The 22,679-nt window shown below is 37.3% G+C and carries 23 protein-coding genes; 3 read left to right on the top strand and 20 right to left on the bottom strand.

The features are described 5' to 3' along the window. Positions 1-6 precede the first annotated feature (6 nt). The 3 genes from CKV67_RS03460 to rpe are packed head-to-tail and all read right to left on the bottom strand — an operon-like array spanning position 7 to position 2,056. Positions 7-939, bottom strand: coding sequence for a DUF7916 family protein (locus CKV67_RS03460; protein WP_014092180.1), 933 nt, complete (start codon positions 937-939; stop codon positions 7-9). Further along, the gene (gene rpiB / locus CKV67_RS03455) at positions 939-1,388 is read right to left on the bottom strand and encodes a ribose 5-phosphate isomerase B (RefSeq protein ID WP_014092179.1); all 450 of its coding nucleotides are present in this window, start codon (positions 1,386-1,388) and stop codon (positions 939-941) included. Before rpiB ends, CKV67_RS03460 begins: the two co-directional genes overlap by 1 nt. After that, on the bottom strand, positions 1,385-2,056 hold the full coding sequence (rpe, locus tag CKV67_RS03450; protein ID WP_014092178.1) for a ribulose-phosphate 3-epimerase: 672 nt from the start codon (positions 2,054-2,056) through the stop codon (positions 1,385-1,387). Before rpe ends, rpiB begins: the two co-directional genes overlap by 4 nt. Before the next feature lie 212 nt (positions 2,057-2,268). On the opposite strand from rpe, the gene CKV67_RS03445 reads away from it, so the two are divergent. After that, positions 2,269-3,270, top strand: a complete 1,002-nt coding sequence (locus CKV67_RS03445) for a LacI family DNA-binding transcriptional regulator (RefSeq protein ID WP_014092177.1) — start codon at positions 2,269-2,271, stop codon at positions 3,268-3,270. A gap of 107 nt (positions 3,271-3,377) precedes the next feature. Here CKV67_RS03445 and CKV67_RS03440 read toward each other — a convergent pair whose 3' ends face one another. The 4 genes from CKV67_RS03440 to glmS all read right to left on the bottom strand — a co-directional run bounded on the left by CKV67_RS03440 (position 3,378) and on the right by glmS (position 6,947). Then, a complete protein-coding gene (locus tag CKV67_RS03440; protein WP_014092176.1) occupies positions 3,378-3,776 on the bottom strand; it encodes a DUF4064 domain-containing protein in 399 nt (132 codons plus the stop codon). 149 nt (positions 3,777-3,925) lie between these two features. Next, entirely contained in the window at positions 3,926-4,264 is a 339-nt protein-coding gene (locus CKV67_RS03435; protein ID WP_014092175.1) for a GIY-YIG nuclease family protein, read from the bottom strand. A 13-nt stretch (positions 4,265-4,277) separates the two neighbouring features. Beyond that, a complete protein-coding gene (locus CKV67_RS03430; protein WP_014092174.1) occupies positions 4,278-5,030 on the bottom strand; it encodes an FAD synthetase family protein in 753 nt (250 codons plus the stop codon). Between the two features lie 111 nt (positions 5,031-5,141). Beyond that, a complete protein-coding gene (glmS, locus tag CKV67_RS03425) occupies positions 5,142-6,947 on the bottom strand; it encodes a glutamine--fructose-6-phosphate transaminase (isomerizing) (RefSeq protein WP_014092173.1) in 1,806 nt (601 codons plus the stop codon). A gap of 447 nt (positions 6,948-7,394) precedes the next feature. On the opposite strand from glmS, the gene CKV67_RS03420 reads away from it, so the two are divergent. Next, a complete protein-coding gene (locus CKV67_RS03420) occupies positions 7,395-7,604 on the top strand; it encodes an LPXTG cell wall anchor domain-containing protein (protein ID WP_014092172.1) in 210 nt (69 codons plus the stop codon). Between the two features lie 40 nt (positions 7,605-7,644). Here CKV67_RS03420 and CKV67_RS03415 read toward each other — a convergent pair whose 3' ends face one another. The 3 genes from CKV67_RS03415 to CKV67_RS03405 all read right to left on the bottom strand — a co-directional run bounded on the left by CKV67_RS03415 (position 7,645) and on the right by CKV67_RS03405 (position 12,075). Continuing rightward, positions 7,645-8,376: a C39 family peptidase gene (locus CKV67_RS03415; protein ID WP_014092171.1), complete on the bottom strand. Its 732-nt coding sequence runs from the start codon at positions 8,374-8,376 to the stop codon at positions 7,645-7,647. 12 nt (positions 8,377-8,388) lie between these two features. After that, positions 8,389-10,185 carry a methyl-accepting chemotaxis protein gene (locus CKV67_RS03410; RefSeq protein WP_014092170.1) on the bottom strand — a complete coding sequence of 599 codons (1,797 nt, stop codon included), beginning with the start codon at positions 10,183-10,185 and terminating at the stop codon, positions 8,389-8,391. A gap of 159 nt (positions 10,186-10,344) precedes the next feature. After that, positions 10,345-12,075 (bottom strand): pyruvate oxidase, encoded by a 1,731-nt coding sequence (locus tag CKV67_RS03405; RefSeq protein ID WP_014092169.1) that lies wholly within the window; start codon positions 12,073-12,075, stop codon positions 10,345-10,347. A gap of 273 nt (positions 12,076-12,348) precedes the next feature. Here CKV67_RS03405 and CKV67_RS03400 point away from each other — a divergent pair, with 273 nt between their 5' ends. Continuing rightward, a complete protein-coding gene (locus CKV67_RS03400) occupies positions 12,349-12,996 on the top strand; it encodes a FusB/FusC family EF-G-binding protein (protein ID WP_014092168.1) in 648 nt (215 codons plus the stop codon). A gap of 41 nt (positions 12,997-13,037) precedes the next feature. Here CKV67_RS03400 and CKV67_RS03395 read toward each other — a convergent pair whose 3' ends face one another. The 10 genes from CKV67_RS03395 to CKV67_RS03350 form a co-directional block, all read right to left on the bottom strand. Beyond that, positions 13,038-13,805: an ABC transporter permease gene (locus tag CKV67_RS03395; RefSeq protein ID WP_014092167.1), complete on the bottom strand. Its 768-nt coding sequence runs from the start codon at positions 13,803-13,805 to the stop codon at positions 13,038-13,040. A 5-nt stretch (positions 13,806-13,810) separates the two neighbouring features. Beyond that, positions 13,811-14,719, bottom strand: a complete 909-nt coding sequence (locus tag CKV67_RS03390; RefSeq protein ID WP_014092166.1) for an ABC transporter ATP-binding protein — start codon at positions 14,717-14,719, stop codon at positions 13,811-13,813. Positions 14,720-14,734: 15 nt separating this feature from the next. Next, positions 14,735-15,058, bottom strand: a complete 324-nt coding sequence (locus CKV67_RS03385) for a DUF1048 domain-containing protein (RefSeq protein ID WP_014092165.1) — start codon at positions 15,056-15,058, stop codon at positions 14,735-14,737. Further along, a complete protein-coding gene (locus CKV67_RS03380; RefSeq protein WP_014092164.1) occupies positions 15,058-15,384 on the bottom strand; it encodes a PadR family transcriptional regulator in 327 nt (108 codons plus the stop codon). Before CKV67_RS03380 ends, CKV67_RS03385 begins: the two co-directional genes overlap by 1 nt. A 138-nt stretch (positions 15,385-15,522) precedes the next feature. After that, a complete protein-coding gene (locus CKV67_RS03375) occupies positions 15,523-17,868 on the bottom strand; it encodes a cation-translocating P-type ATPase (protein WP_014092163.1) in 2,346 nt (781 codons plus the stop codon). Between the two features lie 382 nt (positions 17,869-18,250). Then, complete coding sequence (locus CKV67_RS03370; protein WP_014092162.1) at positions 18,251-18,895, bottom strand: hypothetical protein; 645 nt, start codon at positions 18,893-18,895, stop codon at positions 18,251-18,253. Positions 18,896-18,908: 13 nt separating this feature from the next. Further along, positions 18,909-19,571 carry a lytic transglycosylase domain-containing protein gene (locus CKV67_RS03365; protein ID WP_014092161.1) on the bottom strand — a complete coding sequence of 221 codons (663 nt, stop codon included), beginning with the start codon at positions 19,569-19,571 and terminating at the stop codon, positions 18,909-18,911. A 15-nt stretch (positions 19,572-19,586) separates the two neighbouring features. Further along, positions 19,587-20,888 carry a flagellar protein export ATPase FliI gene (gene fliI, locus CKV67_RS03360; RefSeq protein WP_014092160.1) on the bottom strand — a complete coding sequence of 434 codons (1,302 nt, stop codon included), beginning with the start codon at positions 20,886-20,888 and terminating at the stop codon, positions 19,587-19,589. After that, complete coding sequence (locus CKV67_RS03355; RefSeq protein ID WP_014092159.1) at positions 20,885-21,577, bottom strand: FliH/SctL family protein; 693 nt, start codon at positions 21,575-21,577, stop codon at positions 20,885-20,887. Before CKV67_RS03355 ends, fliI begins: the two co-directional genes overlap by 4 nt. Beyond that, on the bottom strand, positions 21,564-22,676 hold the full coding sequence (locus CKV67_RS03350) for a flagellar motor switch protein FliG (protein ID WP_014092158.1): 1,113 nt from the start codon (positions 22,674-22,676) through the stop codon (positions 21,564-21,566). Before CKV67_RS03350 ends, CKV67_RS03355 begins: the two co-directional genes overlap by 14 nt. Positions 22,677-22,679: the final 3 nt, after the last annotated feature.

The raw sequence follows: 22,679 nt of genomic DNA, 5'->3' as shown, positions 1-22,679 counted from the left end.
CGAATATTATCGATTGGTACTAGCCATTCTAAAATACGTGTATGGTTTTCCTTTTAGCGAGATTGATAACTGCAATATATTTTCTGGTGTTGTACAACCTGAAAACCCGCCGTCCCCAATAGCATGAATATCAGCACCAGTTTCTTTCATTTTCAAAGCGATTAGACGAATAGTCTCTGGATCAGCACCTTCAACCGAACTATTTAAAAAGGTCATTGCTAAAGTTCCCGGTTTGTATTGATGGGTATACTGAACTAGTTCTTGAATCATTGACGTACTGATACCATGTCTCGATCCTGGAGCTGGAAGGTCAATTACATCAGTTCCTGCATCAATTAGTTCTCGAATAATTTCTTTGGCATCTCTTTTTGCTAGTGGATCACCTAAAACTTTTTCATCTATTCCGTCTTCCCATTTCCCTGAAAACAGCAATATATCATCGCCTAGAAGTTGACGCGCTTTTTTGGTCGTTGCGATAATATCATTAATGGATGTCCCTGAGCCTGGATTCCCGCCTAGCACAATGAAATCTGCACCTAGTTCTTTTGCTTTTAAAATATGTTCATCTGTCGCTAACATACCTTCTACATCATAAAGCTTTTTCTCCACTACTTTATTTTTCCCTGGACATCCTAAATAGATACCGATTGGAATATTGACACGAGTCTTTAATGCTTTTAATATCAGTCCTTGTAATCCCGGATTATTTGTTACATCATTTAAGTTGAATGTATTTAACATAATCATATCTGCACCAAAAGCAGCCATAAGTTCTGTATTCGTCACATTTCTAACTAGCCCTTCACTTGTGAATAATAAATGCTGCCCCATAACTACTCTACCTTCCGATTTGAAAATAGACCGTTTTAAATCTCTTCCATTCATTTGTTCGAAATCTTGTTTGGATGCACTGATAAGTCTCGTCACTTCTTTGGTCATTATAATTCCTCCTCAGCTTCTATATCCGCAATCATTTCCACTCGTTTCGCATGACGCCCACCTTCAAATTTTGCGTCTAACCAATTTTGAACAATCATTTTTGCTAGCTCAGCACCAACTACTCTAGAGCCAAATGCTAAAATATTCGTATTGTTATGTTCGCGGGATAATTTAGCAGAATATGGTTCGCTACAAACAACTGCACGAATTCCTTTGACTTTGTTTGCTGCGATAGAAATGCCTACTCCTGACCCACAAATAAGTATCCCTAGGTCTGAATTTCCAGCAGCAACCTCTTCTGCTACTTTTTTGCCGTATTCCGGATAATCCGTTCTTTCATTTGAATAAGCACCAAAATCTTTCACTTCATGTCCTAGTTCTTGTAAATACTCCGTTATAACTGGTTTTAGTTCGATTCCGACATGGTCATTCCCAATTGCAATTTTCATTGTAATTCCTCCAATTTTCCACTTTTTAATATAGGGATAATTTCTTGATAGCTTGCAGATTTTCCAAATAACGAAGATGTGCCAAGGACGAAACCTTTTACACCCATTTTAGAAAGTTTAGCGATTTTTTTTGGAGCAATTGCCCCATCTACCATGATTTCAAAAGAACAATTCGATTTTGCCGTTAATAACTCACTAATTTTCTGATCAACATAATCGAGGTAGGCTTGCCCTGCAAAACCTGGGTTTACGGTCATCACCATGACATAATCAACAAGTGGCAATAGCTCCTTCACGGTCGCAATTGATGTTCCAGGATTAATTGCAATTCCAGCTTTTTTTCCTTTTTTTCTTATTTTATCTAGTGTTCTTGCTGGGTGGATGTCTGCCTCTGGATGAATATAAATAATATCCGCTCCCATGTCTGCAAAAGCCTCTACATAATCTCCAGGATTCATAATCATTAAATGAACATCAACTAACTTCTTCGTTAATTTTCTAATCGCTTCAAAATCTTGTAATCCCATCCCAAAATTCGGTACAAATTGTCCATCCATGATATCAATGTGGAAAATATCGCTTCCCGCTTGATCTAGCGTTTCTACTTCCTGCGTGAGGTTAGCAAAATCAGCGCACATCATGGAAGGACATATCAATATATCCTTCATTGTCAGTTCACTCCTTTGAGATAACGATTACTCACGACTTAAATAAAAAAAGAAAGATCGCCTTGAGTAATCGTTTTACCTTTTCGAGTTAAATATATCACCTTCATTTGATTATGTCAACGCTTTATTTTTCTGTTCTATTTGATAAACTTAAAAGTATGTGCGAAAATAGAGTAATAAAGAAAAACGTTTACTCATAAAAGGAGGATACGATGAAAAAAACTTCCATAAAAGATATCGCGAAATTAAGCGGCGTATCGGTAGCAACTGTATCGAGGGTAATCAATAATAACGGGCGATTTTCAGAAGAAACACGAAAGAAAGTCTTAGAAGTTATTAAAGAAACCAATTACCAAATGAATTTTAGTGCCAAAAGTTTGCGAATGAATAAGTCTTTCTCTGTTGGCATTTTAGTTCCTGATATTAGTAATTATTTTTTCTCAAGTGTTGTTCAACAAATGGAAGCCATTCTTTTCGAGCAAGGTTACTCTACTATTATCTGTAATACTGGACGTAATTTTGATAAAGAAATGGCCTATTTAAACATGCTAGAAAGCAAAATGGTCGACGGCCTAATTGTTATTTCTGGTGCAGATGAGTTTGGATTTAAATATGCCAATGCGGAAAACGGGATTCCATATGTTTGTATTGACCGCCAACCAAAGGACAAAAACACCATCTTCATTTCTTCCAATCACTATCAAGGTGCCTTTGAAGCAACGGAAGCACTGATTCAGGCTGGTGTGAAAGCTCCCGCGATATTTATGCATGCAAGACAATCATCATCAGCAAAAGAACGGCTAAAAGGATTTCAAGATGCGCTAAAGAAAAACAATCTGATTTATGACCCAGAACAATCAACTTTCACAGTGGATTTACAGAACGCTGACTATCAAGCAAATATTGCCGATTTTATCACTAGAACAGCTAAGATTGATGGTATTTTCGCAATTAATGATAATATCGCTATTGAACTATTAAATTTTTTGCCTATGATTGGTAAGAAAATACCCGACGATATCAGCATAATTGGATTTGATGACACACCACAGTGCAAATATACTACTCCAAAACTTAGTAGTGTTAAACAAAACATTCCAATGATTGCTCAAATAACAGTAGATAATTTAATTGCGATTATGACAAACCCTACTCAGAAAAATCGGATTGCTAAAATTGTTCCAGTAGAATTAGCTTTACGTGAGTCGATTTAAAAAGTCATTTGTACAATTTGAATCGTTTTATTTGAGAAAATTTATACTAAAAAGACTGTAAGCAAAATGTCTTCACATTCGCTTACAGTCTTTTCACTTTTAATTGATTAAAAAGCAGCAGGGTCTTTTCTTGCTAGACACATAATTCCTGCAATAATAGCAAGTATACCTGGTACTACCCAAAGGAATTGGATTAGGAAGAAGCCTGCTACACCGAGAACAAGTGTTAAAATACCAAATACTTTTACGTTTTTCTTAATTAGAAATGCAAACACAAATAATGCAATCCCAATAACAAGCGCGAAAACAGCTAGAACTACAACCATTCCACTAGCATTAGCTAATTTTTCGGCTTCAGAACCATAAATCCCTGCCTCAGAGACTACTTCTGGTGAATCCAATAATGCTGACATAATTCCACCGCCAATAATTCCTGTAATTCCTGCAATTACACCAGTAATACCTGCTATCAATGTTAAGATGAATTCTGGTTTTCTAAAATTCATTTTTCCAACCTCCCTTTTAAAAGATTCAGGTTTCATTATATCATTATTCTTACCGAAGAAATATGGATATTTTGTGTATTTTTCAAAAAATTGCCTATACTTTTCTTTATAGCAAAAAAGACTATCTTGTTCATAGTCTTTTCTCCAATTCAGCCATTTTCTCTTTCAAGCCATAAACTAAGCAGTACATCATTCTCTTCTTTAATATCGACTTTTGTCATTTCTGGTTTAATATCCACTTTTTGTAGTATTTCAAACTCAATTGTTTCAATTCCAAATTGTTTTGCTTCTTTTGCCATTTCGGGTGGTAGCATGTTACCTGCACCGATTTTAATGCCAAATGCTAGCTTGTTTGCTATCCCTTTCAAATCCATCGTGTTATCAATGAAAAATTCACCACTTTCTCGGCTGATAAAACGATATACACCGGCATCCGGGGCTTTTTCTTTATATGCGCGTATAAGTTCTTTGCGATTTTCTTTGTTCATTTTGTTCACATCCTTAATAGCCGACTTCTTTTAAAAGTTTGCTAGTGATATGGATTTGGTGGACACCATCTGGTAAGTCGAGCTGAATGGTCCGGGCATTGGTAATATTTGCAGGTGTTGTGTCCGTTTGATATCCGCCTGTTTCTGGAAGCACATAATCATCCAAGCCTATCATTTCACCATTTTTGACGGTTCCGGTAATATACCAAGGATGTCCAAGCAACTCTTCCGCTTCTTGAAAATGCCCCCGCCGAATAAATGCGCGAATATTGGTGGAACTAATTTTTGTGTGGTTCGTTTCGATAACTGGGACCGAGGTGACACCAATATTACGAGGAGCACAAAGGTCGCGGAGCAGTTCGACATCCGAGTCGCGCCCTTTTCCAAAGTTAAATTCGGAACCGACAATAATATGTGATAAGTTTAATTGGCTCAAATGACTCTCTACAAATTGCTCTGGTGTAGTTTCTGCATATTTTGGTGTAAACGCGGTTTCGATAAGATGATTTACTCCAAAATGCGCTAGCCAGCGTTCTTTTTCCATTCGTGGTGTTAACATTTCGCGGTATATTTCGATTTGTTTTAAGGCCCAAAGTGGATGCGGACTGAAACTAATAGCGGTTAAGATTTCCTGTTCTTTTTTTATGGACAATGCTTTATTCAAAATTGTTTGGTGACCGATATGTACCCCATCAAATTTGCCGATTGTTAAAACAGATGGGCGGCTATCTTCATTAGGTTCGAGCATTACATGTGATACTTCCATTGGCTTACTTCCCCCATTCTCATTTAGTTTATAGCAAAACAAGGGGATGGTGCAAACTTATTGATTTATAATAAAAAAGACCTCCTCCAAATTGGAGAAAGTCTCAAAATTCTATTCTACTGTTACACTTTTTGCTAAGTTTCTTGGTTTATCCACGTCGCAATCACGGTGAAGTGCTGCATAATAGGCTAAAAGTTGGCACGGGATAACGCTAGCTAGCGGTGTTAATAACGGATGCACTTGCGGAATAATGAAACGATCACCCGGTTGCGCGACATTTTCCATTGCAAAGACACAAGTATTAGCGCCACGAGCCAGGACTTCATTAACATTACCACGAATATTCCAGTTAATGGACTCTTGCGTAATAAGTGCTAAAACAGGAGTCCCGTCTTCGATAAGCGCGATTGTTCCATGTTTTAGTTCTCCACTAGCAAAACCTTCTGCTTGAATATAAGAAATTTCTTTTAATTTGAGTGCAGCTTCCATTGCCACGAAATAATCAATATGACGGCCTAAAAAGAAGGCATTACGAGACGTTGCTAAAAATTCTCCCGCAATATGTTCAATCACTTCTTTGCTTGATACCATTGCTTCCATTGCATTAGCAACAATTCCAAGTTCAGCAGCTAAGTTAATGTTTTTCGCTTCTTCTTTACCAATCGCACGTCCAAGTGATACGGCTAAAACAGCTAATACCGAAATTTGCGCAGTATAAGCTTTGGTGGATGCAACGGCAATTTCTGGTCCAGCATGTAGATACATCGAGTGGTCTGCTTCACGGTCAAGCGTAGAACCAGGGACATTCGTCAAGGTTAATGTCCGGTAGCCTAATTCTTTCACTTTTACCAGACATTGACGGCTATCTGCTGTTTCGCCACTTTGAGTGATAAAAATAAATAATGGTTTTTTAGACATTAGTGGCAAATTATAGCCAAATTCACTTGAAACATGAACCTCTACAGGAATTTCCGCCATTTTTTCGACTAAGTTTTTTCCAACTAATCCAGCATGGTAACTTGTCCCACATGCAATAATGTGAATGCGATCAGATGCTAGAATTTCATCAATAATTGTTTGGTTTACATGGATTTCGCCTGCTTCATTCTGGTACGCTTGGATAATTTTTCGAGTTACAGCTGGTTGTTCGTCAATTTCTTTTAACATGTAGTGAGGATAAGTCCCTTTTTCGATATCCGATGCGTCTAGTTCCGCAGTGTAGCTCTCGCGAACGACTTCTTCACCGGCCAATGTTTCTAAACGAAAAGCATCTTTTGTTAAAATAACTAATTCTTTATCCATAATTTCGACAAATTGATCCGTTTGTTTTAAAACGGCCATTGCATCACTAGCGATTACATTGAACCCCTTACCTTTTCCGATTAATAATGGGCTTTTATTTTTTGCTGCATAAAGTGTTTCGCTGTCCGCTTGATCAATTAGACAAATAGCATAGGAACCATGAAGTAATGATAATGCTTTTTTAAATGCTTCTTTAGTAGAAAGTTCCTCCGCAAATAATTCAATCAATTGTACAATAACTTCTGTATCCGTATCGCTAATAAACACATGATTTTTAAGATATTCTTCTTTTAAAAGTGTATAGTTTTCGATAACGCCATTATGAACAATCGTAAAACGACCTGATTTGCTTTGATGTGGATGCGCATTTTCATGGTTTGGCTTACCGTGAGTTGCCCAGCGTGTATGACCAATCCCTGTAGTACCAAATTCATCACTCGGTACTAGGCTAGCAAGGTCAGCAATCCGTCCTTTTTCTTTTACTACTGTAACAATTTCTTTATTTTGTAACGCGATACCAGCTGAATCATAGCCACGATACTCTAGTTTTTCTAATCCTTCTAATAGAATATTTTTTGCATTATTTTCTCCAATATATCCAACGATTCCACACATAATAAATTCCTCCAATAATTAACTTCGGGGCAGACTTATCCAATTTCAAACCCTCTTGATTTTTGGTTTCCTTGGAGGGTAGAGCGCATGTTTCATTACTACTCTGTCCACTTGGTCACCCAAATGATTTGTAAGTAAGACTTAACGACTGCATGCACAGCCGGGAGACTCCCGCCGAAACTTCGATTAATCTCCTCCTCGTCAACTGACCCGTTACTTTTAGGAATTTCACCTAGAAAGTAATTTCGATCCGATCAGTTCTGGCGCTTCTATTCAGTTGTACTTATCCTCCTTATTCGCTTTTCAAGGAAACAAATTCATTTTACAACAATATGTATACTAGGTCAAGCATTATACAAAGCCATTTATTTAAAATTGGTCTATACATTGACAAAAAATAACAAATGACTAATAATATAGGTATGCTATAAAAAGGAGCGAAACAGAATGGTTTCTTCTAAAAAAATACTTACCAGTGTTATCGTTATAATTTCTCTTGGATTTAGTTATTTTCTTTTCGAAACAGTGAGCGCAGAAGGCAACACAACTGGTGCGATTCTTCCAACTACAGGAGACGATTTTTCGATTTGGCCGATAGTTATCGGTGTTTTCCTAGTACTACTCGCAATTGTATTATTTCTTAAGAAAAAGATTTAAAAAACCGTTTGAGAGCAATGGATGCTTTCAAACGGTTTTATTATGGGCGGCTTAGATAAATAGCTTGTTTGCCCATGGCGTTCCATCCTTCTTCCAAGATGCTTCTTTTTACAGTACGATTTTTATAACCATATGGGTCATTGATGTAGAAATTTTCTTTGTCATACCCGGTGATGACGACGCTATGCATGGAGTAGGTGATTCTTTTTTTACCTTCTTTTGTAGTGACTGTTTGCCAATTGGTTGGAGCCTGATAGTTTGTGGTAGTGATAATCCAAACTGGAGCGCCGGTGCTAAGTACAGAAATAATATCTTTTAGCTCACTACCAGTAATATCGTGAACATTGGCTTGATTGATATAGCTTGTTGCTAATTTGGCGATTGGAGCATGATATACTCCTAAACCTGGGCTATCCGCACCAGTAATACTTCCAACAAAGGCTTTATCAGGATTACCATATTGTCCATTCTGCTTCAATGGCACGGTTGGCAGTTTAGAGGCAAGTTCATTTTTGGTTACATCTTTGCCAGCAAATTGGAGAAGCATCGCCAAACTCGTCACTTCACATCCATTGAAAAGTCTTGGCGCATCCATTTGATTGAGAATTGGCACATCCAATTGGACATTGTAAGGCTCTTGATCTATTTTATAGACTACTTTCGCACTTTCGAGTTGGACGCTTGGTGAAGAAATACTATATTTGGTACTTAGAAGGGTGCAGCCAAATACACATGCTACAATGACAAATAGTGATTTTAACCAAATTCGCATATGATTTAAACCTTAGACATTCTCTGCTAAGACTGGCTCATCGCTGTTTTTAGTTTCTTGCGCTTCCTCAACTGCAAATTCTTCACTTACTTCCGTATTAAAATTAGCGACATACCCTTCTAATGAACCTGATATTTTTTGCATTTCTTCGGATATAACGACTAATTCATCTACTTTCATTTTGTTCACTTCGGCAAATTCCAGCGCTGCGGTTGATTTTTCACCGATTTGGTTGGAAATTTCGGTGACATCACTAATGGAAGTATTGACTTCTTCAATTCCAGCAGCCATTTCTTCGGTTTCTTGTGATACATTTTGCATTTGTAAGGAAATATCGTTTACTCGGTTTAACAGGTCAGAAAATGTTACTTCTGTTTCAGAAATGATTTTTTGACCAGCTTCGGATTCGGAAAGTCCTGTGTTCATAACATCGATTGTCGTTTTAGATTCCGATTGGATTTTTTTTAGTACCGTATTAATGTCGACTACAGCAAGGCGAGATTGTTCCGCTAGTTTACGTACTTCTTCCGCTACAACCGCAAAACCTCGGCCATGTTCTCCCGCACGTGCTGATTCAATAGCAGCATTTAGTGCTAATAAGTTGGTTTGGTCGGCAATATTGGTTACGGTATCTAGTGCTTTTTCTACTTCTCCCACGCGATTAACTAACTTAGAAACGACATCTGTACTTGAGCGCATTACGCCACTGATACGATCCATTTGTGATACTAAGTTATTGATAACGGCAATTCCGTCATTCGTTTTTTCAGCAGAGTCTTTAGTCAAATCGGATACTTTTAGCGCGTATTCTGCTACGTTTTGAACGCCACCAGTCATTTGATCCATTGCATCCGTACTTTCTCTCATACTACCGATTTGTGTTTGGATTTGTTCCCCCATCATTTTCATCTCAATATCCATCTCCGTTGTCATCGCGGAAATAATTTCGGAACTAATAATTACGTTATCACTGGAAGCTTTTACATCGGTAGAAGCTTTTTTTACGTCTTCCATCATTAAACGTAGATTTTCACTCATTTCATTAAGATCATTAGTAATATCCCCTAGTTCATCTCTACCATTGTATGTGCTTCGGTAAGATAAATCTCCGCTTGATACTTTATGTACAGCTGTTTGTAAATGACGAATTCCTTTTAAAATAACTTTGGTAATATAAGCGTTGAAAATAAATAACGAAATCAACATCGCTACAATTACAGCAGTGAAAATCAAGCTAATTTTTACTCCGAAATCAGAAATAGCTTGGGAAGATTTTTCTACTTCTTCATAGTTCATATCATTTAAAACGTTTAATTGTTTAGTTGCGTCGTCAAATTTTGTTTTGACATTTTGGTAATAACGGTTTTGTGCACCTAATAGTTCTGCATCGTCCAAAGCGCTGGATGTATCGCTAATGACAGAAGATGCGGCGGATTTCATATCGGCTAATTTTTCTTCAAAGTAAGCTAATTGTTTTTTATCTTCTGTAGTTAAATTAGCTTTTTTGAAAGCATGAAGCGCTTCGTCATTAGCCGCATAAAGCGAATCAATATCTTTGATAAGGGTTGCTTTTCCGTTGATTGTGTCGAACATGGTCAGGATGTCGATATTGATTTGCGCCATGTTTGTTTGGATTGTTGCAATTTCTCTCATTGGAGCCACATTATTATCAACCATATTATCTGAAAGATCTGCTACATGACGAAATCCAAGAAAGCTAGTTACGCCAAGTCCAATTAACATGATGGTAGTTATAACAATATTGATACTTAATTTTGTTTTTAATTTACGATTTTTAATTAAATTCACCCATTCCACACTCCTATTCTCTAATTCTAGTTTATTATCTCACATTTTTTAAAAAAACTCCATATTTTATTGTAAAATAATTAGTTTTAATAAAAAATATAAATAGAATTAGTTAACATTGGTGTTAAATGGGTGAATTCGTTATTTTTTTATTTATTTTTATAAAAATCTGCGTAAAATCGTTTTTAATGGTGGCATTTTAGCAAAACGATGATCTTCTAGAACGGATTGGATTTCGAATTTTGTGTAACCAAGTGCTTCATCCATAATAATTTTACCTGGTAGTGGCGCGGCAGAGCTATCCACGGAAACATCAATGATAACCGGTTTCGTTGCTAGTTTTGCATTTTCAAAAGCATTCTCTAAATCGGCCATTTTTTCTACCCGGAAACCAATGCCACCACAACTTTCAGCGAATTTTGCGTAATCCATATCTGGTAAATCAATCGCGTAATTTAATTCTCCAGCCGATTGTTGCTCATATTTTATGAAAGAAAGTTCTTGATTATTTAAAACTACTATAATCATCGGCATTTTTTGTCCGACTGCTGTCACGAAGTCTTGCATCACCATCGAAAAACCTCCGTCTCCAACGATAGCGATAGCTTGGCGTTCTGGGAAAGCTTTTTTTGCAGCAATAGCACCTGGCAAACCACATCCCATCGTACCTAACCAAGCGGAAACAATAAAGTCATTTTCGGTAGTTAAATGTAAATAACGCGTACTCCAAACGGTGGCTGTTCCAACATCAATGGAGAAAATAGCATCCTTGTCAGCTATTTTTTGAATGTTAGCCATCACTACTTCTGGCGCAATTGGATCAGTGGTTTTTCTAATATCTTCCTCTAACCATTTCCACCATTCTTGCATGTTTTCTTGGCAAGCTTGGAGGAATTTACGTTCTGTAACAGGAGCGATTTTTGCTGTTAAACTAGAAATAATTTCTGCCGCGTCACCAACTAATCCCACTGTCGCCGGATAACGTTTGCTAATTCTGGAAGGATCAATATCGATTTGGATACAATTTGCTTTTTTAGGTAAATAATTGCTGTACGGGTAATCATTTCCGAACATTAAAAGTAAATCGGTTTCCTGCATGGCTTCATAGGCAGGTTTCGTTCCGATTTTGCCAAGGTTTCCAAGTGCATTTGAGTGGTCATCTGGAATAATGGTTTTGGCTGGTAGGGAGTTAATGATTGGGATTTTGGCTTTTTCCGCAAATGCTAAAAGTTCTGCTCCAGCATGCTTTGTTCCAAGTCCTGCTAAAATAACTGGTTTTTCCGCTTTGTCGATTAATGCGATGGCTTCTTGAAGGTTGACTTCATCGAGTTTCGGATTTTCTTGTTCGAATTTTACTGGTTTTGCTTCTAAGCTCGCTTTGATTGTTTGCGCAGGAATGTCATTTGGAATCGTGAGAACGGCGACCCCTTTTTCTTTATAAGCAGTGCGAATCGCTTCATCGACGACATCTGCAAGTGTTTCAGCATTATCAATTTGTTTATTATAAACCGCTACATCTTCAAAAATTGCCGGTAAATTTACTTCTTGGAAAAAACCGGTATTTAGAACATCTGTTGTAACTTGCCCAGCTAGGACGAGCATTGGAACATGATCCATTTTTGCATCATACATTCCGTTTAATAAATGAATCGCACCAGGTCCGCCGATAGATAATGCAACACCAATTTTTCCGGTTAGTTTAGAGTATGCGGCAGCGGCTAACGTTGCTACTTCCTCATGACGAACGTGAATAAATTCAATTTCTTCTTGTTCCTCTCTTAAAGCATCGACTACTGTATCAATTGAGTCACCAGGCAAACCGTATACATGGTCAATACCCCAATTTTTTAATGTTTGTACGAGTGTTTCACTTGCTTTTACTTTTGACATGTTTATTTCTCCTCCCATAAGACTTTTCTTTTTCTCCAATAGTTCTGGTTTACCCTATTTTGTGAAGAATATTCATGACCGAACATTGACGAAGAATTCAGAAGTGCTTATAATGAAGGCAAGGTGGTGATCAAACAGATGCATTTAAAATTGCACTGCTCTGTACTTTCTAACAATGGCTTTTGGATTGCGTAGAAAGTAAGAGTTAAAAAATAGACTCTTCAATCCCGAAGCTAGTTTAACCAAAATTAAACTATTAAAGGAGATTTACTAATGAAAGAGTTTATAGAACCTTACCAATATAATTTTATTAAAAATCAATTAGACAATGTTTCTCGTGCATACCGTTCTGCCAATGACACTTCGACTCTTAAAGCTTTGAAGTCATTAACAGAGGAGAAAATCAATCAACTTTTTTCTAAGACTGAACTTAATGAGCACTTGGCGTTATTTACAGAACTACATGCGATTACTTCCACGAAAGAAGCCGAGCCGTTTCTGGAAAAATTAAAAGCATTTGTCATTCCGTTTGTTTCACCTAGTGATGCAAAACTAAAAAAGGTATTTGCAAAAACGAAGAAATTAAAAATCCCCGCTTGGTCCAAACTTGATTTACGTGATTATACTTTTTATGGCTGGAATGATATTTCCCAGCAGCGAAAATATATCGTTACGTATGAAGATGGTAACCTCGTTGGCGTTAATGGCACCATCTCTGCTGATATTCAAAAAGGGGTCTGCTCCATTTGCCATTCTCACTCGAAAGTCTCGCTTTTTATGGCGAAAACCAAGTCTTCCGGTGATGGAATTTATACGACGAATGGTAACTATATTTGTTATAATAGTGACGTTTGTAATGAACAAATAAAAAAACGAGAAACATTAGATGAATTTATTGAAGTTGTCAGGAAACGTAAATAAAAAAGAGGCTGGGAATCATTTCCCGCCTCTTTCTCTTTTTCTTAGATTTTCTTATATACAAACATGCCGCCAATATAGGAAACAACCAATATCGCCACCATCCAGCCAAGCGCTAACCAAATATCATTCGAAAGTGGCACTGAGGTAAATAGATCACGCAAGGATTGTATGATCGGGGTCATTGGCTGGTTTTCCGCGAATATCCGCACAACCTTTGCCATCCCTGCCACTGGTACGAACGCTGAGCTAACAAACAAGAGCATCAAAATAATGTAAGAGAAAGCTCCTGCCCCTTCAATACTGCTTGCCATTAATCCAAACGGAACAGACAGCCAAGTGAGCATGAAGGCAAACAGCACAAGTAATAATACAATCAGGCTCCATTCTCCCAAATTCGCATCTGTTCTAAAACCAATCAACCAGGCGACAATCAATACAGCTAAACATGATATTAACATAAAGATAACGGAAGCAACTACATGTCCACCGATTACTGCGGACTTAGCAATTGGCATGGATTTAAACCGTTCAAACATACCAGCTGTTTTATCTAAATTAATTCGAAGAGCTGTATAAGCGGAACCAGTCGCTATGGTCATCAAAAGAATTCCTGGAACAATATAGTCAATATAATCTTGCTGCGACAATCCTTCAATTTTCACTGACCCACCAAAAATATAAACCATTCCAAGCATTAACATAATCGGCATTGCCACAACCGTAATCATTGTATCTAAGCTACGGATATTGTGTTTAATAATTCGTCCAGCTAGCGCAAAAATATCAGCAAAGTATTCTTTTACAATCATTGTTATCACCCTTTCGTTAACGCGATAAATACGTCATCCAGCGTTGGACGAATCGTCTCAAAGTCCAGTGGTTCCAACTGATTCAAAGATAGTTTCTTCAAAATTTCTAGCGTCGTTTTTATTTCTTCCACAAGTTCCACAGATAAAAGTACATCGCTTAGTTGTTTTGGATCAAATTCTGCTAATATTTCTTTTGCCTGCGTGATATCTTTGGGATCAAATGTAAGCTGTAAACTATTTTCTCCTGCCAAACGCTTCAGTTCTTTTGGCGTACCGGTCGCTATAATTTCACCATTTTTAAGAAAACCAATCGAATCTGCTAATTTATCTGCTTCTTCTAAATATTGCGTCGTTAAAAAAATGGTTTTACCGTTATTTTTAAGTTTCTCAATAACTTCCCATAATTCAAAACGACTACTCGGATCAAGTCCAGTCGTTGGTTCATCTAAAAATAAAATCTCGGCATCCCCGACTAAGCTCATCGCTAAGTCTAGCCGGCGTTTCATTCCGCCTGAATATGCTGAAACACGCTTATCTTTACTATCAGTTAACCCAAATTGCTCCAATAAAGAATTCGCCACTTCTTTTGGTCGCTTCACATGGCGAAGTTTTCCGATTAGTAGCAAGTTCTCATAACCAGTTAATACTTCATCAACACTCGCTTGTTGCGCATTATAACTGAACAAGCGCTGCACTGCTTTCGTATTTTTTTGAACGGATAAATTTTTAATCGTTACTTCACCGCCGTCACTAGAAAGTAAGCCCGTCACAATTTTTAAAAGCGTGCTCTTGCCTGCTCCATTTGCACCTAGTAAAGCATAAATTTTCCCTGTTTCTACTTGAATCGTGACTTGTTTCAAAACTTCTTGTTTTTTAAAACTTTTTTTCACTTGCTGAATATCAATGATAGTCATGACTCGCACCTCTTCCTATTTCATTGATTTACGAAGTTTTTTTCGTTCTTTATCTAGCCAAGTTTCTTCTGGAAATTCTAGTAATAAATTATCGGCAAACTCTGCTAAATCCTCACCAACTACTTCTTTTAATTCTAAATTATCGGCTGCTGCATTTTCGAACATTTCTAAGACGTTTTTTAAGACATAAAACATCCCTGCCCCTTTAGCAAAACTCCATAAATATGTTTCAATTGCTTTCATTGCATTACGATAATCCTCAGGTAAATCAGCTATCCGTTTCTTATATAGTTTATAATCTCGTTTTTCTGCACGATATTTTTTATACCATTTAAACATTACGCTTCTCCTCCTTTAACTTGGATCATTTTCGCTTGAATGAATTCCCAACGTTTCCAAAAAATAGCTAACTCTTCTTTGCCACTTTCACTTAATGTATAAAATTTTCTTGCTGGTCCCAATTCCGATTTTTTCTTTTCCACTTCCACTAATCCCTTTTTTTCGATTCGAAGCAGAATGGTGTATACGGTTCCTTCAACAATTTCATCGAAACCTAAATCATTGAGGTATTTAGTTATTTCATAGCCATACGTTTCGCCTCTGGAAATACGCTCTAAAATCATTCCTTCTAAACTCCCTTTAAGTAGCTCTGTTAGTCCTCTCACTCGAATTCACTCCTCTACTTTGTATTACTAGGTACAACTACATAGTAATACAAAGTAGAATAGATGTCAACCTCTTTGTTTAAATAAAAAAGCTGACACACATTTATTTCTTTGTGCATCAGCCCTATTTTTGCTTCCTTAATCGTGTGCCCCAGCCCATGAAAATCGCATTATAATATGTCTAATAAACCAATATAACGGTCCGCAAGAAATTAATAGCGGTACATAAATCATCATCATATCTTTATTAAAAATTGGAGCTAGTGAGAAAAATTGTCCAGCGAATAGGAATAAGCATACAAACGCGACCATCATTGTTCCGACAAGTAATTTAGTTTTCCGTCCAAATGGATGTCCTACACTAATTAATGCCACAAAACAAGTTGCGCCTGTTAGCATGACATTCATTGTAGAGGTTTGCGCAAAACTTAAATCTAACATATTTCCAAATCCTAAAATGATCATAATATAACCAATTATACAGGTTGCTGCTGGTACAGATGTTTGTAAAACTTTATGCAAAAATTGTCCTTTGATTCGTTCATAGTTTGGTTTTAATGCTAGGAAAAAGGACGGAATCCCTACTGTTAAAGAAGAAATCGGACTAAGTTGAATTGGTTGGAATGGATATGCTCCCGGCACAAAAATAAAGGTAAATGCTAGGATTGTTGAGTACATCGTTTTAATCAAGTAAAGCGCCGCAACTCGTTCAATATTGTTAACAACACGGCGACCTTCTCGAAGCACATCAATCATCGAATCAAAATTATTTGATAACAAGACAAAATCTGAAACGCTACGTGCTGCATCGCTTCCTTCAGCCATGGCGATACTGCAATCTGCTTCTTTCAACGCGAGCACATCATTGACACCATCACCAGTCATTGCAACTGTGTGTCCTTGTTCTTTATAAGCTTGAATTAAAGATCTTTTTTGGTGAGGAGTAACCCGTCCAAACACTGTATATTCCTCAACTAAACTTACCATATTAATATTTTCAGCAATCTCGCTCATATCAATGTATTTATCTCCATTCGCGATTCCAGCACGCACTGCAACATTAGATACAGTTACAGGATTATCTCCTGAAATAACCTTAATTGATACGCCTTCATTGGCAAAAAAAGCAAATGTATCTGGAGCTTCTGCACGAATATTATCAGCAATTAAGATATAAGCAAGTAATTCACTTTTTTCAGGCAGTACTGCTGTTTTCATGTACTCCGTTGTATGAGCTACTGCTAAAACCCGGAATCCTTCACTAGCATATCCGTCAAGTTCTCGCTTGTTTTCCCCTGATAAATCTAGAAAAATGAACTCTGGTGCACCGATTAAAAAAGTTCCTCTTTCTTCAAAACTACAACCACTCCATTTTCGTGCGGAAGAGAAGGGGAATTTTGCAGTAACTTGCCATTCCGGATTTTCTGGAAAGTGTTTCTTTAACGCAATACTAGTCGCATTATTATCTGCTAACGAGCTTACGATTGCGCCAATACTCGCACTTATTTGAGTAGCTGTGACATTAGGATTTTTAAGTACAATATCTGTCACATCTAAGTGTCCATCGGTAATCGTCCCTGTCTTATCTAAACAAAGTACATCGACTCGTGCCAATGTTTCAATACAAGGCATTGATTTTACGAGCACTTTTTGTTTTGCTAAATTAATAACTCCAACTGCAAGCGCAATACTTGTTAGTAAAACTAGTCCTTCTGGAATCATCCCAATCATTGCTGCAGATGTCCCTAATACAGACTCTTTTAATGGTAATCCTTGTAAAAATTTCGAGAAAAACAAGGCTAAGCCAAGCGGAATAATAACAAATGTTAATACTTTAATAATCTTCTTAATTGAGCGCATTAATTCACTATCAGGGCGCTTTTCTTGTTTCACTTCCATCGAAATTTTAGAGACAAAGCTTTGTTCTCCAACAGCTGAAACTTCGACATATGCTTGCCCGCTTACGATATAACTTCCTGACATTACTGTATCTTTAGTTCTTTTTAAAACAGGTTCGGATTCTCCTGTTAACTGAGATTCATCCACTTCTAATCCATCCGTCTGATAAACTACACCGTCTGCGCAAATCTGATCTTCTCGATTTAAAACCATGATATCACCAAGCACGATTTCGCCTTGCTCTAGCTCACAAAGTTTTCCATCACGCATAACTTTTACTTTTGACTGTGTCAGTATCGTCAATTTATCAATATTACGTTTTGCTCGAATTTCTTGAAAAATCCCCATCGCGGTATTACAAAGCGCAACACCAAGAAATAATAGGTTTTTATAACTTCCAACAAAAATGATAAAACTTGCAATCACGACATTTATTATATTAAATAGTGTCAATGTATTATCTCGTATAATTCCAGCGATACTACGTGTTAGTGGCTTAAGTGCGCGATTAACTTGCCCATTTTTGACTCGTTCTGCAACTTCCTTACTGGATAAGCCTTGTGGTATGTGTTTATTTGTTTCCATCTTAACAAATCCTTTTCGATTTAGAGTTCTCTTTTTTAGCTAACAAATGATGTTTTAATGAAAGTATGACTAAGCTATTTCAGAGTTATGGAGCGTTATTATAGCTCACAAAAGCCATTTTTCTATTGATACGCTTTTCCCCAATTGAAAAGGAAGAATCCCTTTTAACATTGACAGTTATTTTGTGTTCTGTTTACTGTCAAATTAATCTTCCTATTTTTCTACTATAACAGTATAACATCTTCGGCTCTTTTTTTTGTGGACTTTTAGTGAATTTTAAATAGAAATTTAAAATAATACAAACAGATACCTTGTTTTTTCATATTTTAGACATATTTTGGATATAAAAAACTGCTCACTACTGCAGTGAACAGTCTTTCATTTATTGGAATAGTATTTCCAGATTTTGTTTCATTGCATCTAAGTTAGCGATATTGATTGTTAAAAATTTCTTTCTGGGAGCTTCAAGGGTTTCAAGCCATTCGTTTGTGATATCCGTTGCGCTTTTTGCTGCTGCTTCGTTTTGGCAAATAAAACCAATGTTTTTGTATTGGCATTTTTCATCCAGATGAGCGTAATGCACAGTCGTATCTTCTTCAGGGTTAAAAATAGTTAAATAGAAATTACGGTTACCTTTTAGAAATTGCATATCGATTTCGCTTGAGTCTACTAATTTGAAATCACGTTTTGTGAACTGCTTGATAGCTGTTGATTTCACCTCTGACAAATCAAAAGTTACATTTACAAATGGTTTTTCCAAGTTTTGAAGTTGGCTTGCTTCAAAAGATTTCGCTACTTCCTGTTCGGTTGTGAAAGCTTGGAGATGTTCTTCTACTCGAGCCATTTTTGCTTCAAAATCGAGTTCGTTTAGAAGGATTTCTGTTTGTCTAATCACACTAGTTGCTTCTTCAAATTGGGCATTTTTTATGTAGGTAGTCACTTTTTCGGCAGCTTCAATTTTGATTTCTTGCTGCATTGCGGTCGTCATATCCCGCCAAGACTCCCATTTTTGTTGCCAGTTTCCCATCACTTTATCTCCCTTATCCAATAATTTTCGTTAAATAGTTTTGTGTTTCTTTGAATGGTGGAATGCCTCCGTATTTGCGAACATTTCCTGGCCCGGCATTATAAGCTGCTAGTGCTAGTTTTAAGTCGCCGTCATATTGCTTGATATAGCCTGCTAGCTGTTTCGTACCTGAATCGATGTTTGCGGCTGGGTCTGTTCGATTCGCTCCATACATCAGTTGCATAAGGCCTGTAGCTCCTGCGCTTGAAACAACATTTGGATTAAAATTAGATTCTACTTGGATAACTCGCTTAATGAGTGCTTCTGGAACGTCATATTTAGTTGCAGCCGTTTGAATTAACTCGCTATACTTTCCTTCATTTTCTGCACTGATTGGTTTGATTTGATAGTTATTCCAATTGGTTGATTCAGAGCTAGCTGTTTTTTCGGTTGCGCTGGTCGGAACTTTAGTAACCTTGGTTTCCGATTGATTAATTAATGCTTCGTAGACTTCCCGAGCATGATTTAATTCGGCATCTGTTACGGTTGGAATATTGGTCGTTTTTGTTTCCGCAGTTCCGCTGTTTAATCGTTCATTTAATTTAGCTTCAAAAGTGGTTGCAGATTGTTTCGCTATTTCGAAGACGCTAGCGAACTCGGCTTGTCTTATACTAATTACTTGTTCTACTGAATTCACTGACGACACTCCTTTTTATATTAAAGTTTCCATCAATTGATTTGTTTCTTCGAGCGTGACACTTTCATCACGTAACTGTTTCAAAAATTGATGAATAAAATATGATTTTTCTTTACTTGTAAAAATGGCGGCATTATCGCTCGTTTGTTCGATGGTTCCGAGTTTGAAATAGAGTTCATTTTCTTGGTAAATACTCATCCATTCGCGAATTTTCGAGGCCGTTTCCCACTGGCTTTCGGGAACGATTTCTTCCATTACCCGACTAACAGAACTAAGAACATCAATTGCTGGATAATGATTTTTTGTTGCTAAGTCTCTGGTTAAGACAATATGCCCATCTAAAATTCCTCGAGCTAAATCGGGTACTGGTCCGTTCATATCATCGCCATCAACGAGAACTGTATAAATACCTGTGATCGAGCCTCGTTTTGTTTTTCCGGAACGTTCAAGTAATTTTTTCATATAAGATTCCATCAATAATGTTTTTCCACCAATTGGTAAATCTTTCACAGCGATATCAACACTTCTTCGGGCATCAGCAAAACGTGTTACAGAGTCCATCATTAACAAAACGGTCTTTCCTTGATCGCGGAAATGTTCTGCAATGGATGTAGCAAGTTTAGCAGCTCGTAATTGCATTAAGTGACTTTCATCAGAAGTAGCTGCAACGATAACGCTTTTGCTCAGTCCTTCCACGCCGAGATCTTTCCGCAAGAAATCCTTTACTTCCCTGCCCCGCTCGCCAACTAATCCGATAACATTAATATCAGCTTTTGCGTTTCTAGCTATCATCCCTAGCAAAGTCGATTTCCCGACACCGGATCCGGCAAAAATACCAATTTTTTGACCAATACCAATGGTTAACATGCCATCAATTGCTTTTATACCAGTTTCAAGTGTTTCGGTAATTTCTGCACGATTAAATGCATGAATTGGTGGTGCTTCCAGTGGCATTTTTTGCTTATATTTTGCCGTGCCAGCCTCTTCGTTTAAAATTTCTCCAGAAGCATTTAGCACTTTTCCAAGTAAAAATTCGTCTGCTGGAATGGTGATTTTGGTATCCGTTACGTAAACCCAATCGCCATATGCCACTTTATCGCTTTGATTAAATGGCAATAGCATATTGTTTTCTTTTTCGATGGAAATAACTTCGCAAAGAACTTTGTTTTCACCAACCATGACCGTATCACCAATTTTCACTTGCGGACCTTTTGAAATATACATTTGTTCTTGAACAGTATGAATTTTCCCTTTTTGAATGTATGGGACAGTGTTTTTCAAGTCTTGCCACACACTATTTTTTGGCGACCAGTTCACGCTTTATCGCCTCCTAGAATTTTCCTTTCAGCATTTTGTTTATGGAGCGTCTGGAAAATTTCGGTGATTCGGTAGTCAAAGTATTCTTTTTCTTCTTCTACTGTGAATTCCCCGTAATCGAGTCTCATATCAAAATTCCAGTGAATGTTTTCTAGTAGCCAGTCATATTTTGTTCCCGTGTTTTCTTCTTTTAATGCCTTTAATGTTTCTGGATGCGTCGTGACGTTTAGCTTATCGAATGCAACCGGGAGTTTCTGAATAACTTCTGTTAGTATTGGTAAGACTTCGATTTGACGGGTGTCGATGGCTTGATGGACGATTTTTTCGGCAAGATCTATGCTTTCATCCCAAAGAAAATCGGTTATTATCTCATAAATTTCTGCTTTTTCTTGTTGCCATGCTACTTTTTGTTGCTCGATTGCTGCTTCTGCTTGTCTTTTTAGTTCAGCGATTTCTGCTCGTTCTGCGGCTAATTTCGCTTTTTCGTTGGTTAATTTCTGTTGTTCCATTTCAATACTTGATTGATATTTTTCAAGCTCTTTTTGATGGTGTTCCAGTTGTTCGAGTTCTTTTGCATATGAGGCTCCCTGTTCTTCTGTTTCTGTAATCTCATCTAAATAAATCAGTTCCATTTTCACATCGGATAAGGTAACATCTGTTTTCGGGATTCGCGGATTAGATAAGGACATCCTGTTCCCCCCGTTGGATAACTATTTTTCCGTCTTTTTCTAAGTTTTTAACGACATTCGCAATATCTTGTTGTGCTTGTTCCACGTCCGAAAGTCTGATTGGTCCTAAGACTTCTAGTTCTTCGGTAATCATATCGCGGCGGTTTTTCGATACGCAAGATAAGATTTTTTCTTTGAGTTCTTCTTTTTCGTTTTTGAGTGCACGGGCGATTTTGTTGTTATCTTGAATTTCGGCAAGCACTTGTTGCAGCGTCATATTATCGAGCAAGATAATATCTTCAAACATAAACATTTTCTCTTTGATTCGCTCGGAAAGTTCGGCTTGTTGGACATCTAAATACTCGAAAATCGTCCTTTCTAGACCACGAGTTACGTTATTTAGAATGTTCGCGACATTTTTAATTCCATCCGTTTTATTTAGAGAACTATTCGACATTGTATCTAGTTTAATTCGTAATAAATTCGATACATTTTGCATTACTTCACTGTCAAATTGCTCCAAGCTAGCGATGCCAATGACGGTATTAATCATTTTTTCTTCTGGTAAAAGCGCGAGTAATTTGGAGGCTTCTTCTGGTTTCATGTAGGAAGCAATCATCGCTATTGTTTGTGGAGACTCATCGCTTATTATCGTGAATAACGAGTCTACATCGTCAATTTCACGTAAAATATCTAGTGCTGTTTCGCCGATTCTGGATTCTGCTTCAACGCCATAAATTAGTTGGTTGAGCTCTTCTGTTGTCATGTCTGGGAACAAGCGTTGTAAATGTTCGCGGTCAAGTTTGGCAATGCCTCCGGAAAGAAGTTCTAGTTCGCCTAAAAATTCTTTGGTTGCTTCTTCGACAGCTCCCCCGTCCATTTCTTTCATTTTAGCCATTTCACGCGCGAGGCGTTGTTTGGAGGCATCTGGTAATAAATCAACTACTTCTGTCGCGATTTCTTCCTCTAGACTCCAAATAATAAGAGCGGCTTTTTCACGTCTTGAAATACCTGATTCTGATGCGAGCGTTGTGGATTCATCTGTTGACGTTTCTTCTTCTGTAACTGTTTCCTGCTCAGACATTGTATCTTCTAAGGTTTCTTTTAGTGTTTCTGCCATTTT

Source organism: Listeria ivanovii subsp. ivanovii (genome assembly GCF_900187025.1).
Classification (GTDB): domain Bacteria; phylum Bacillota; class Bacilli; order Lactobacillales; family Listeriaceae; genus Listeria; species Listeria ivanovii.
Note: the sequence above shows the minus strand (reverse complement) of the source record. Positions and strands in the feature narration are given on the sequence as shown.